We start from the raw sequence: 11,496 nt of genomic DNA, 5'->3' as shown, positions 1-11,496 counted from the left end.
CCTTGAGCTCCACCTCGGTGGCGGCACCGGCCTTGATGACCGCGACACCGCCGGCGAGCTTGGCGAGACGCTCCTGGAGCTTCTCGCGGTCGTAGTCGCTGTCGGTGTTCTCGATCTCGGCACGGATCTGCGCCACGCGACCGGCGATGGCCTCGGCGTCGCCGGCACCCTCCACGATCGTGGTCTCGTCCTTGGTGATGACGACCTTGCGAGCCTGGCCGAGCAGGTCGAGGGAGACGTTCTCGAGCTTGAGGCCGACCTCCTCGGAGATGACCTGGCCGCCGGTGAGGATCGCGATGTCCTGCAGCTGCGCCTTGCGACGGTCGCCGAAGCCGGGGGCCTTGACGGCGACCGACTTGAAGATGCCGCGGATCTTGTTGACGACCAGGGTCGCCAGCGCCTCTCCGTCGACGTCCTCAGCGATGATGAGGAGCTGCTTGCCGGTCTGGATGACCTTGTCGACGATCGGCAGCAGGTCCTTGATGTTCGAGACCTTCGAGTTCACGATCAGGATGTAGGGGTCTTCGAAGACCGCTTCCTGGCGCTCGGGGTCGGTCACGAAGTACGCCGACAGGTAGCCCTTGTCGAAGCGCATGCCCTCGGTGAGCTCGAGCTCGGTGCCGAAGGTGTTCGACTCCTCGACGGTGACGACGCCTTCCTTGCCCACCTTGTCGATGGCCTCGGCGATGATCGCGCCGATCTCGGGGTCGGCCGCGGAGATGGACGCGGTGGCCGCGATCTCTTCCTTGGTCTCGATCTCCTTGGCGTTCTTGATCAGCTCGGCGGAGACGGCGGCGACGGCCTTCTCGATGCCCTTCTTGAGCGAGATCGGGTCGGCGCCGGCGGCCACGTTGCGGAGGCCTTCCTTCACGAGCGCCTGGGCCAGCACGGTGGCGGTGGTGGTGCCGTCGCCCGCGACGTCGTCGGTCTTCTTGGCGACCTCCTTGACGAGCTCGGCGCCGATCTTCTCGTAGGGGTCGTCGAGCTCGATCTCCTTGGCGATGGACACGCCGTCGTTGGTGATCGTGGGAGCGCCCCACTTCTTCTCGAGGACGACGTTGCGGCCGCGCGGGCCAAGCGTCACCTTGACGGCATCGGCGAGCGTGTTCAGTCCACGCTCGAGGCCGCGGCGGGCCTCTTCATCGAAAGCAATGATCTTTGCCATGTGTGTTTCTCGTCCTCCCTGGACGTCATCAAAGATTCAGGTGGTTAGCACTCAGTTGCTTCGAGTGCTAAACCAATATTGGCACTCGGGATGCCCGAGTGCAAGTGACGTCACGCCGCGTTACGCGGCAGGAGGAACGATCGTCACGCTGCCCTGATCGTTGGGGACGAGTTCGACCCAGGTGTTGCCGGGCGCCAGGCGGATGGTCGCCCCGAGATCGTCGACGAGCCGGATCGGGGCCGTCGGCGCATCCTTCGACCACGTGGCGTGCACGGTCTTCCCGCCGGTCGAGACCCAGCCCTCGCCCGAGGCGACCAGGACGGCCTGGGGCACCTCGGCGTCGTAATCGTAGACCTCGTCGACGCGAAGTGCCACGACGTTGACCGCCGAGAGCTGGGCGCCCTCGGCATCGAGGTCGGGCGAGCCCTCCTGCGAGCGCAGCCAGGTTCCGGATGTCTCGTCCCACACCCAGCCCGGGAACCGCTCGTCCGAGAAGCGGAGGTCGATCGACGCGGTGGGGGCGCCGTCGAGGCCCGCGGTGGAGGACGGGGCGTCGACCGAGTAGGCGAACTGCTGCGCGGGTGCCGCGATGTCGGAGTGCTCGGAGATCAGCTGCTGAGCGCGCACGACGACGTCGTGGGGGCTGGAGTAGCCGTCGATCCGGTAGAAGGTGGACTCGGTGTCGGCCTCGCCGTGGATCGCGTTGTAGACGGGGGTGTTCCGCATCATGTCGACGAACTGCTCCTGGCCGCCCGAGAACGCGATGATGCCACCGAAGGGCGACACGATGTCGGGGTCCATGGGGCGGATCGAGCGCACCGGCCCGATCAGCTCGGGCACGTCCGACTGCCAGATCGCCACATAGCGCGTGAGGCCGCCCTCCACGAGCTCCTCGAACACGATGTCGGTGCGCTCGAGCCCGAGCTGGGGCCGCGCCTCCTCGTGGTTGTCGACCTTCGCCGCGAGCGACGGGCCGGTGAGGGCTCCCTCGGGCACGAGCGTTCCGCGAAGCGGCGCCGGAACGAGAGGCTCGGTCTCCACGAAGTCCGACGAGAACGCGGCGGTGGGCGTGACCGTGCTCGGCGGGGCCGGGGAGTCGTCGCTCGTGCACGCGGCGAGGGCCACGGCCGTCACGACGGCGATGGACCCTGCTGCGATGCGCACGGCACCGTTCACTCGGCTGAACACCAGCACAGACTAGCGTCGACCGAGTGAGCGCGGACCCCGACGGATCCGGCGCGTCACGCCAGTCGGACCGACTCGGCCTGAGGACCCTTCGACCCGGTTCCGACCTCGAACACGACCTGCTGGCCCTCTTCGAGGACCTTGTAGCCCGACATGTCGATCGCGGAGTAGTGGACGAACACGTCCTGTCCACCTCCGTCGACGGTGATGAAGCCGTAGCCCTTTTCAGCGTTGAACCACTTGACGGTTCCGTTCGCCATTGTTACTCCCAAGTGCTGTGTTTCTGCAGAGGTGACACAGTTGCCACGACCATTTCCAGATACTAATCAACACGCACCGGGCTGCACGGTGAATTCTGCACATCGTGACCGCAACTCAACACGACTGAAACACGCGCGAAATATTGCGGCCGATCAGGCGACGGGAGCCTCGAGGCCGGGGCCCGCGTAGTCGGTTCCGAGCACCGCCGTGAGGGCGGCACCGGGGAAGTTCGACGACAGCTCGATGGCGGCCCCGCCGAGCAGCTGGGCGAGCCCGAGGGCGGCGGCTTCATTGGCCGGATCCTCGTAGTAGACGGTCGTCGTGGCGAAGTCGGTGGTGCTGGCGTTGGCCTGGGTCGCCACGTTCCAGCCGCCGGCGACGGCCGCCTCTCCCACGCGGCCGGCGAGACCGACGTTCTCGGTGCCGTTCAGGATGGTCACCGCGAGGGTGCCGTCGGTGATGGGCGCGACGGGCTCCGGCGCCGCCGTCTCCTCCGGGGCCGGCGTGGCCGCCTGGCTGTTGGAGTCGGTGAACTGGATGTTGTCGTTGATCACCGCGAGGTAGGTGATGCCGCCGCCGACGAGCAGCACGGTGGCGAGGGCCGCCCAGGCGAGCACCATCCAACCGCGACCGCGCGGCGCCGGTCCGCGATGGGCACCCACGCGCTCTCGGTGGGCGGGCAGGCGGTCGAAGCTGTCCTCTGGGAATGACATGGGTGAGGGGGTGTCCTAGTCGTCGCGCGAGAGGAGGCGGGCGGAGCGTGCGGCCAGGCGCGCGTCGCGCACCCGCTGGAGCCTCTTGATGAGCATCGGGTCGTGGGCGAGAGCGGCCGGGGAGTCGATCAGCGCACCGAGGAGTTGATAGTAGCGGGCCGAGGAGAGGCCGAACTCCTTGCGGATGGCCTGCTCCTTCGCGCCCGCGTGCCGCCACCAGCTCCGCTCGAAGCGGAGGATTCGGGTGTCGCGGTCGTCCAACATGAGCCACATCATATTGGCGCGGGGCTTGGCGGGAGCCGATAGCCACGCGAGGCCCCGTCAGTCCGGGCGGCCGGCCCGGTACATGGAGATGTGCGGGATGCCCGCTTCGACGTACTCCTCGCCGAACGCCTCGAAACCGGCGCGGGCATAGAGCGGTGCGATGTAGCTCTGGGAGTGCAGGAGGAGCGCCTCGTGCCCCCAGTCCGCCACGACCCGCTCGAGCAGGGCGAGCGCGAGGCCCGCGCCCCGGTGATCCGGATGCACCACGACGCGGCCGATCAGCCGGCGGGCGTCGGCGTGCTCGGGCTCGGCGTCCTCCAGCACCCTGAGGTAGGCGGCCGTCACGCCTTCGCGCTCGACCCAGTAGTGCAGCGTCGTCGGTTCGGCGTCGCGCCAGTCCAGCTCCGCCTCGTCGACCTTCTGCTCCACCAGGAAGACGTCGGTGCGGAGCTTCACGAAGGCGTAGAGCTCCTCGATCGAGAGCTCGCTCCAGGGCTTGGTGATGAGGGCGTGGTCGGGCACCTGCCAGAGTTTAGTGGGATGATCGAAGGTCCCCCAGCACACGCAGGAGCAGCAATGAGCTATCAGGTTTCCAAGTCCGACGACGAGTGGCAGAGCGAGCTCTCGCCCGAGGAGTTCGCGGTGCTCCGCCAGGCCGCCACCGAGCGGCCGTGGACGGGTGAGCTGCTCGACGAGAGCCGCGAGGGCGTCTACAAGTGCAAGGCCTGCGGCCAGGAGCTGTTCCGCAGCACCACCAAGTTCGACTCGCACTGCGGCTGGCCGAGCTTCTACGACCCGAGCGGCTCCGACGCGGTCGAGCTCATCGAGGACCGTTCGCTCGGCATGGTGCGCACCGAGGTGCGCTGCTCGAACTGCGGCTCCCACCTCGGGCACCTCTTCGACGACGCCCCGCAGACCCCCACGGGCGACCGCTACTGCATGAACTCCGTCTCGCTCACGTTCGAATCGGCCGACGAGGCGTGAGCGGCGCCCGCGAGGCGATGCTCGCCCGGCGGTCGTCGTCGAAGGTCACGGATGTCTCGCCCACCCACGCCGAGATCGTCTCGGTCGTCGAGGCGGCCGGCCAGCTCGCCGACCACAGCGGTCTGCGCCCGTGGCGGGTCATCGAGATCCGCGGTGACGCCCGCGACCGCGTCGGCGACGGCTTCGCCAAGGCGGAGGGCAAGAAGGGGAAGGATGCCGAGAAGCACCGGCAGAAGGCCAGGCGGGCCCCGCTGATCCTCGCGATCGTCGCCTCGCTGGGTTCGAAGAAGGTGCCGCGCTGGGAGCAGGAGGCCGTGGCATCCGGAGTGGCCCACAACATCTCGCTGCTGCTCGACGAGGCGGGCTGGGGGGTCTTCTGGCGGACGGGCTCGCTCACCCGCACGAAGGCTGTGCGCAAGGCCCATCGCCTCGAGGCGAACGAGGAGCTGCTCGGCTGGCTCTACGTGGGCGGGCTCCCCGAGCGGGCGCGCAAGCCCCGCGCGCGAGGCCGGATCAAGGTCGAGCAGCACCTCTCGAGCCTCTGAGCGGGCCGGGCGTGGACTCTCCCGCGCGGCGCCGGCTCGCGCTTCTCGCGCTCGCGCTCGGCGGCTTCGGCATCGGTGTGACGGAGTTCGTCACGATGGGGCTGCTGCCGAACATCGCGGCCGACCTCCTGCCGGCCCAGTACGCCGCCGACCCGGCCGCCGCGAACGCGCAGGCCGGGTGGCTCGTGTCGGCCTATGCGCTGGGTGTCGTGGTGGGGGCTCCCACGATCGCGGCGGCCGCGGCCCGCTGGCCGCGCAAGCGCCTGCTCGTGGGGCTCGTGAGCGTGTTCGTGGCGGGCAATCTGCTCTCGGCCGTGCTGCCCTCGTTCGAGCTCGTGCTCGTGGCCCGCTTCCTCAGCGCTCTGCCGCACGGCGCCTACTTCGGAATCGCGTCGCTCGTGGCGGCATCCCTCATGGGGCCGGGAAAGCGCGCCCGCGGTGTGGCCTTCGTGCTCGGCGGTCTCGCCATCGCGAACGTCGTGGGGGTGCCGATCGGCACACATCTCGGGCAGTCGTTCGGCTGGCGGAGCACCTACCTCCTCGTGACCGTCATCTTCGTGGTCACCCTCATCGCCATCGCCATCGCGGTGCCGCTGAAGCCGGGTGATCCGACCGCCACCCTCCGCAACGAGCTCTCGGCCTTCACGCGGGCGCAGGTATGGCTCACGCTGCTGCTCGGCTCGATCGGCTTCGCCGGCATCTTCGCGGTCTACACCTTCGTGGCGCCCGTGGTGACCGACGTGACGGGGCTCGACGAGGGCTTCGTGCCGTGGGTGCTGGTGGTCTTCGGCGTCGGCATGACCATCGGCACCTTCGTGAGCGGCTGGCTCACCGACCGCTCGGTCAAGCTGTCGCTCGCCCTGGGCCTCGTCGGCGTAGGGCTCTCGGTGCTGGCGTTCGCCCTGACCGCGCAGACCGTCCCAGGCCTGCTCATCAGCATCTTCTTCATCGGCATCTTCGCCGGTGCGTGCTCGCCCGCGGTGCAGACCCGGCTCATGGATGTCTCGCACAACGCCCAGTCGATCGCGGCGGCCCTCAACCACTCGGCCCTCAACGTCGGCAACAGCCTCGGCGCGGCCCTCGGCGGGGTCGTCATCGCGGCGGGCTTCGGCTACCTCTCCCCCGCCGCCGTCGGCGTCGCCCTGGCAGCCCTCGGCCTCGTGGTCCTCACCATCTCCTTCACCCTCGACCGCCGCACCTCTCTGATGCCCGACTCCCGAGTCGTGGGCAGCTGATACGGTCGCCGCATGGCTTGGGATGGCGTAGCGACACTCATCCAGGCGATCGCCACGCTGGTCGCCCTGGCCGGTGTGTCCGCCACGGTGCTGCTCACACGCCGCGGTCAGCGGCAGGATGCCGAGAAGGCCGCGTCAGACGCCCGACATGCCGAACGGGCTCAGCGCGCAAGCGAAGCCGCCGCCGAGCGCGCCGAGCGCGCATCCGCCCTCACGATAGACGCCCTCACCCGCATTGCCGACTCCGTCGAGAGCCTGGCCGCCCGCGAGCGCGATCCCAACACTCTCCTGGCCGCGGCGCTTCAGCCCCGCGTGCGATGGTCTCTGAAGCACTTCCAGGGTGACAGATACATCCTCGAGAACATCGGAGATGCGATCGCTCACGGCGTCACCGTCTCCGCGCACGAGTCGATGATAGGGCCGGAGGCCGTCGATGGCGGGCCCGACCTCCTGCCCGACGAGGTCATGACCTTCATCGCCCTGCGGACCATGGGCACGACCGATTCGACGATCACCGTGCGCTGGACCGGCGATCCTGCTGACGGAGCGGAGAGCGAATGGCGCTATCCGCTACCCCCCAGCCCGCCCCGCAGCTAGGCAGGTGGGCGATCGGGACGAATGGGGCCGGCCACGGGACTCGAACCCGTAACCCCCGCTTTACAAGAGCGGTGCGCTACCAATTGCGCCAGGCCGGCTGGTGTGGGACACCTCATTGTAGCCACGAGCCCCGCAGGGCCCGGGGCCGGGCGGGTCAGCCCGCCGGCGTCTCGGCCGGAGCAGGCGTCTCGGCCGGAGCGGGCGTCTGGGCGGGGGCCTCGGTCGGGGTCGGCGTGGGCGTCGAGGTGGAGGTGTCGTAGGCCTCGCCGGCGACCTGCACCACGAAGGCCGCGAAGGCATCCGCGTCGGTGATCGAGCCCTCGTACTTCTGGCCGTTCACGAGCACGGTCGGCGTTCCCTTGACGGGCTCGTCGGTGCCGGGCAGCGGATCCTGCAGCGCACGCGACGTGGAGTCGGCCACGAAGCCGCGGAACTCGACGTCGTCGATGCAGGTGTCGATCCGGCCCTGGTCCGTCACACCCGCCTCACCCACGAGCTCCTTGAGCGTCGCGTCGTCGAGCCCCTCCGAGTTCTCCTCGGGCTGGTTCTCGAAGAGCAGCTTGTTGAAGTTCCAGAACTGGTCCGGCGCGTAGTTCGCCACGCAGGATGCGGCGTTGGCGGCGCGGGTGGAGTAGCGCGTGCCGAGCGAGGCCCGGTCGAGGATCGACAGCGGGTGCACCTCGACGGTGGCGGCGCCGGACTCGATCCACTCGGTCATCTGCTCGTTGTTGGTGGCCTCGAACTGGCCGCAGAAGGGGCACAGGTAGTCGACGTAGGTGCGGATGTCGACGACACCGGAGTCGGGGTCGTTGACCGTCGGCACCGGCTCCTCGCCCGCGGCGAGCGCCGGGGTCTCGACGGCCACGAGGCCCGCGCCGATCTGGATGCCGTCGCTGGCCATGTTCGCCGGGCCGGGGCCGGCGGGGCGGATGGTCGAGGTGATGACGAGCGTCACGCCCACGATGATCGCGATCACGACGACGCTCAGCGAGCTGATCAGGATGACGCGGTTCCGCACATCCTTCTTGCGCTGGCTCTCCCGGAGCTGCTTGGCCTTCTCGCGGGCCGCCTCACGTCGCTGATTCTTCGACTGCCGTGGGTCTTCGGCTCCGCTGATGCTCATGCGTGTACTACTCCGGGGGTCGTGGGGGATGACTCAAGGATAGTAGGGACCTGATCTGGGAGTTGACCGCGCACATCCTGTACTCCTACACCCGTGACATAATGTGCGGTGGGCCGCCGACGACGTCGACCCGGCATCACATCCATCACTACGGATCGTCCGGCACGTACCTGCCGGTGAAGGAGAAATGAATCATGGCATCTGTCACCTATGACAAGGCGTCCCGCATCTACCCGGGCGCCACGCGCGCCTCGGTCGACAAGCTCGACCTCGAGATCGCCGACGGCGAGTTCCTCGTGCTCGTCGGCCCCTCCGGCTGCGGAAAGTCCACCTCCCTGCGCATGCTCGCCGGCCTCGAAGAGGTCAACGAGGGTCGCATCCTGATCGGCGACCGCGACGTCACCGACATCCCGCCGAAGGACCGTGACATCGCTATGGTCTTCCAGAACTACGCCCTCTACCCGCACATGACCGTGGCCGAGAACATGGGCTTCGCGCTCAAGATCGCGGGCGTCGGCAAGGACGAGCGGGCCACCCGCGTGCTCGAGGCCGCGAAGCTGCTCGACCTGGAGCCCTACCTCAGCCGCAAGCCCAAGGCCCTCTCCGGCGGCCAGCGCCAGCGCGTCGCCATGGGCCGCGCCATCGTGCGTCAGCCGCAGGTGTTCCTCATGGACGAGCCGCTGTCGAACCTCGACGCGAAGCTCCGAGTGCAGACCCGCACCCAGATCGCGGGCCTCCAGCGTCGCCTCGGCGTCACCACCGTCTACGTCACCCACGACCAGACGGAGGCCCTCACCATGGGCGACCGGATCGCCGTGCTGAAGGACGGCCTCCTGCAGCAGGTCGGCACCCCGCGCGACCTCTACGAGAAGCCCAACAACGTGTTCGTCGCAGGCTTCATCGGCTCCCCCGCCATGAACCTCTTCCACGCCGACCTCACCGACGCGGGCGTGAAGTTCGGCACCTCCGTGGTGCCGGTCGACCGCGAGACCCTCGCGAGCTCCTCCGCCACGAGCGCCACCATCGGTGTGCGCCCCGAGGACATCGTGCTCTCCTCCACCCCCGGCGAGGGTCTCGAGGTGACGGTCGACCTGATCGAGGAGCTCGGCGCCGACGGCTACCTCTACGGCCACTCGGAGATCGAGGGCAAGCGCACCGACATCGTCACCCGCGTCGACGGCCGCTCGCACCCGTTCGTGGGCGACAAGGTCTACCTCACGGCGGCCCCGAACCACGTGCACCTGTTCGACCTCGAGTCGGGCGAGCGCCTCGGCAACAAGGCCGTCGTCAGCTGACGGTGACGACCTCCCTCTCGATCACCTCTGCCACGGCGGATCCGGCTCTGCTGGATCTGCCGTGGCAGCTGCCCCTCGACGAGTGGCCCGACGAGTACATCGCCGCGCTGCCCAAGGGCATCTCCCGCCACCTCGTGCGCTTCGCGCACCTCTCGGGCCACGTCGTCGCCATCAAGGAGACGACCGACGAGATGGCCAAGCGGGAGTACGACATGCTCCGCAACCTGCAGCGGCTCGACATCCCGTGCGTCGACCCGCTCGCCGTGATCACGAACCGCACCGGTGTCGACGGCGATGAGCTCCGCTCGGTGCTCGTCACCCGGCACCTGAAGTTCTCGCTCCCCTACCGGGCGCTGTTCTCGCAGATGCTGCGCCCCGACACCGCCACCCGGCTCGTCGACGCTCTCGCCCTGCTGCTCGTGCGCCTGCACATCGCCGGGTTCTTCTGGGGCGACGTCTCGCTCTCCAACACCCTCTTCCGGCGGGATGCGGGCGCGTTCGCCGCGTACCTCGTCGACGCCGAGACCGGCCAGCTCTACGACGGCCTCTCGAACGGCCAGCGCGAGAACGACCTCGAGATCGCACGCGTCAACATCGCGGGCGAGCTCATGGACCTCGAGGCCGGCGGTCGAGCCGACGAGGACCTCGATCCGATCACCGTCTCCAACGGCATCGTGGCGGCCTACCGTTCGCTCTGGAAGGAGCTCACGGGATCCGAGTCGTTCAGCTCCTCCGAGCGCTGGCGCATCAACGAGCGCGTCGACCGGCTCAACGACCTCGGCTTCGACATCGAGGAGCTCGCCATCAAGACCACCGAGGGCGGCACCACGGTGCGCATCCAGCCCAAGGTGGTGGATGCGGGCCACCACCAGAGACGGCTGCTGAGGCTCACCGGGCTCGACGCCCAAGAGAACCAGGCCAGGCGGCTGCTCAACGACCTCGACTCCTACACGGCCACCTACGGCCGCAAGGAGTACGACGAGGAGATGGTGGCTCACGAGTGGCTCGCGAAGGTCTTCGAGCCCGTCATCCGCGCCATCCCGCGCGACCTGCGGGGCAAGCTCGAGCCGGCCGAGATCTTCCACCAGCTGCTCGAGCACCGCTGGTTCATGAGCCAGCGGCAGAACCGCGACGTGCCGCTCGCCGAGGCGCTCACCGACTACATCGACAGCGTGCTGCGGCACCGGCGCGACGAGGCGACCGTCATCGATCCGCCGACCGGGGCGTTCACGCTGCCCATCCCGGTGGCGGACGACGACGAGACCGACTGGCGCCTGACGGTCTAGGTCTGCAGGGCTAGGCCTCGGTGGTGGGGGCCCCTTCGGCCTCCACCTTCGCCGCGTAGGCCGCTGCCTTCGACGCGGCCTTGGTGGCCTTCTTCTCCCCACGCTGACGCGCGATCTCGTAGAGGGTGACCGAGGCGGCGATGCCGGCGTTCAGCGACTCCGTGCCCGATGCGATCGGGATGGAGACGATGGCGTCGCAGGTCTCGGTGACGAGGCGCGAGAGGCCCTTGCCCTCGTTCCCGACCACGACCACGATCGGCCCGTCGGCGAAGTCGAGGCCCGGCAGATCCGTGTCTCCCCCGCCGTCGAGACCCACCACGAACACGCCGGCGGCCTTGAAGGCCTTGAGCGTCTGGGTGAGGTTGGAGGCCATCGCGACAGGCGTGGTGGCCGCGGCCCCCGCGGAGGTCTTCCAGGCCGAGGCCGTGACGCCCACCGAGCGGCGCTGGGGCACGATCACGCCGTGACCGCCGAACGCGGCCGTCGAGCGGATGATGGCACCGAGGTTCCGCGGATCCGTGATGCCGTCGAGGGCCACGAACAGCGGCTTCTGACCCCGGCGCTGCACCTGGTCGAGGAGGGTCTCGGGGTGCGCGTATTCGTACGGCGGCACCTTGAGCGCGAGCCCCTGGTGCACGGCGTCGTGGCCGGAGAGCCGGTCGAGCTCGGGCCGCATGACCTCCATGACGGGGATGCCGCGCTTGGTGGCGAGCGAGAGCGCCTCCTTGACGCGCTCGTCGACCTCCACCCGGAAGGCGACGTAGAGCGCCGTGGCGGGGATCTTCGCGCGGAGCGCCTCGCCAACCGAGTTGCGGCCGGTCACGATCTCGCTGTCGTCGGCCT

14 protein-coding genes and 1 tRNA gene are annotated in these 11,496 nt (G+C 69.0%); 6 read left to right on the top strand and 9 right to left on the bottom strand.

The window, feature by feature from the left end; genetic code table 11:
• The 6 genes from groL to Q0D57_RS17690 all read right to left on the bottom strand — a co-directional run.
• A partial coding sequence (groL, locus tag Q0D57_RS17715; protein ID WP_291046528.1) for a chaperonin GroEL occupies positions 1-1,165 on the bottom strand: 1,165 nt, incomplete at its 3' end.
• A gap of 120 nt (positions 1,166-1,285) precedes the next feature.
• Complete coding sequence (locus tag Q0D57_RS17710; protein ID WP_291046524.1) at positions 1,286-2,353, bottom strand: DUF3048 domain-containing protein; 1,068 nt, start codon at positions 2,351-2,353, stop codon at positions 1,286-1,288.
• 53 nt (positions 2,354-2,406) lie between these two features.
• Positions 2,407-2,610 (bottom strand): cold-shock protein, encoded by a 204-nt coding sequence (locus Q0D57_RS17705; RefSeq protein ID WP_259486230.1) that lies wholly within the window; start codon positions 2,608-2,610, stop codon positions 2,407-2,409.
• A 153-nt stretch (positions 2,611-2,763) separates the two neighbouring features.
• Positions 2,764-3,324: a LytR C-terminal domain-containing protein gene (locus Q0D57_RS17700; protein ID WP_291046519.1), complete on the bottom strand. Its 561-nt coding sequence runs from the start codon at positions 3,322-3,324 to the stop codon at positions 2,764-2,766.
• 15 nt (positions 3,325-3,339) lie between these two features.
• A complete protein-coding gene (locus Q0D57_RS17695) occupies positions 3,340-3,588 on the bottom strand; it encodes a DUF3263 domain-containing protein (protein ID WP_310795558.1) in 249 nt (82 codons plus the stop codon).
• Positions 3,589-3,645: 57 nt separating this feature from the next.
• Entirely contained in the window at positions 3,646-4,110 is a 465-nt protein-coding gene (locus Q0D57_RS17690) for a GNAT family N-acetyltransferase (RefSeq protein ID WP_291046515.1), read from the bottom strand.
• Between the two features lie 54 nt (positions 4,111-4,164).
• On the opposite strand from Q0D57_RS17690, the gene msrB reads away from it, so the two are divergent.
• Genes msrB through Q0D57_RS17670 form a run of 4 tightly spaced genes read left to right on the top strand, consistent with a single transcriptional unit; the run spans position 4,165 to position 6,949 of the window.
• The gene (gene msrB, locus Q0D57_RS17685) at positions 4,165-4,572 is read left to right on the top strand and encodes a peptide-methionine (R)-S-oxide reductase MsrB (protein WP_259525159.1); all 408 of its coding nucleotides are present in this window, start codon (positions 4,165-4,167) and stop codon (positions 4,570-4,572) included.
• 17 nt (positions 4,573-4,589) lie between these two features.
• Positions 4,590-5,117: a nitroreductase family protein gene (locus tag Q0D57_RS17680; protein ID WP_291046533.1), complete on the top strand. Its 528-nt coding sequence runs from the start codon at positions 4,590-4,592 to the stop codon at positions 5,115-5,117.
• Between the two features lie 11 nt (positions 5,118-5,128).
• On the top strand, positions 5,129-6,352 hold the full coding sequence (locus Q0D57_RS17675) for an MFS transporter (RefSeq protein ID WP_291046511.1): 1,224 nt from the start codon (positions 5,129-5,131) through the stop codon (positions 6,350-6,352).
• Between the two features lie 12 nt (positions 6,353-6,364).
• Positions 6,365-6,949, top strand: coding sequence for a hypothetical protein (locus Q0D57_RS17670; RefSeq protein WP_291046508.1), 585 nt, complete (start codon positions 6,365-6,367; stop codon positions 6,947-6,949).
• A gap of 22 nt (positions 6,950-6,971) precedes the next feature.
• On the opposite strand, the gene Q0D57_RS17665 is transcribed toward Q0D57_RS17670, so the two are convergent.
• Together Q0D57_RS17665 and Q0D57_RS17660 are read right to left on the bottom strand one after the other, a co-directional pair.
• A tRNA-Thr gene (locus Q0D57_RS17665) sits at positions 6,972-7,047 on the bottom strand.
• 56 nt (positions 7,048-7,103) lie between these two features.
• Positions 7,104-8,072 carry a thioredoxin domain-containing protein gene (locus Q0D57_RS17660; RefSeq protein ID WP_291046505.1) on the bottom strand — a complete coding sequence of 323 codons (969 nt, stop codon included), beginning with the start codon at positions 8,070-8,072 and terminating at the stop codon, positions 7,104-7,106.
• Positions 8,073-8,266: 194 nt separating this feature from the next.
• Here Q0D57_RS17660 and ugpC point away from each other — a divergent pair, with 194 nt between their 5' ends.
• Together ugpC and Q0D57_RS17650 are read left to right on the top strand one after the other, a co-directional pair.
• Complete coding sequence (gene ugpC, locus Q0D57_RS17655) at positions 8,267-9,367, top strand: sn-glycerol-3-phosphate ABC transporter ATP-binding protein UgpC (RefSeq protein ID WP_291046503.1); 1,101 nt, start codon at positions 8,267-8,269, stop codon at positions 9,365-9,367.
• 2 nt (positions 9,368-9,369) lie between these two features.
• On the top strand, positions 9,370-10,653 hold the full coding sequence (locus tag Q0D57_RS17650; protein ID WP_291046501.1) for a DUF4032 domain-containing protein: 1,284 nt from the start codon (positions 9,370-9,372) through the stop codon (positions 10,651-10,653).
• Between the two features lie 10 nt (positions 10,654-10,663).
• On the opposite strand, the gene rlmB is transcribed toward Q0D57_RS17650, so the two are convergent.
• Positions 10,664-11,496, bottom strand: an 833-nt coding sequence (gene rlmB, locus Q0D57_RS17645; protein ID WP_291046499.1) for a 23S rRNA (guanosine(2251)-2'-O)-methyltransferase RlmB, incomplete at its 5' end; no start/stop codon positions are given.

Source organism: Herbiconiux sp., from assembly GCF_023264895.1.
Taxonomy (GTDB): Bacteria; Actinomycetota; Actinomycetes; order Actinomycetales; family Microbacteriaceae; genus Herbiconiux.
This window is presented reverse-complemented; position numbering and strand designations above follow the sequence as displayed.

Excerpts from the sequence above, each read along its gene's own strand:
- Q0D57_RS17680 (WP_291046533.1), top strand. The coding sequence starts at position 4,590 with ATGCTCGCCCGGCGGTCGTCGTCGAAGGTCACGGATGTCTCGCCCACC.
- Q0D57_RS17660 (WP_291046505.1), bottom strand. The coding sequence starts at position 8,072 with ATGAGCATCAGCGGAGCCGAAGACCCACGGCAGTCGAAGAATCAGCGA.
- ugpC (WP_291046503.1), top strand. The coding sequence starts at position 8,267 with ATGGCATCTGTCACCTATGACAAGGCGTCCCGCATCTACCCGGGCGCC.
- Q0D57_RS17705 (WP_259486230.1), bottom strand. The coding sequence starts at position 2,610 with ATGGCGAACGGAACCGTCAAGTGGTTCAACGCTGAAAAGGGCTACGGC.
- Q0D57_RS17695 (WP_310795558.1), bottom strand. The coding sequence starts at position 3,588 with ATGTTGGACGACCGCGACACCCGAATCCTCCGCTTCGAGCGGAGCTGG.
- Q0D57_RS17670 (WP_291046508.1), top strand. The coding sequence starts at position 6,365 with ATGGCTTGGGATGGCGTAGCGACACTCATCCAGGCGATCGCCACGCTG.
- msrB (WP_259525159.1), top strand. The coding sequence starts at position 4,165 with ATGAGCTATCAGGTTTCCAAGTCCGACGACGAGTGGCAGAGCGAGCTC.
- Q0D57_RS17700 (WP_291046519.1), bottom strand. The coding sequence starts at position 3,324 with ATGTCATTCCCAGAGGACAGCTTCGACCGCCTGCCCGCCCACCGAGAG.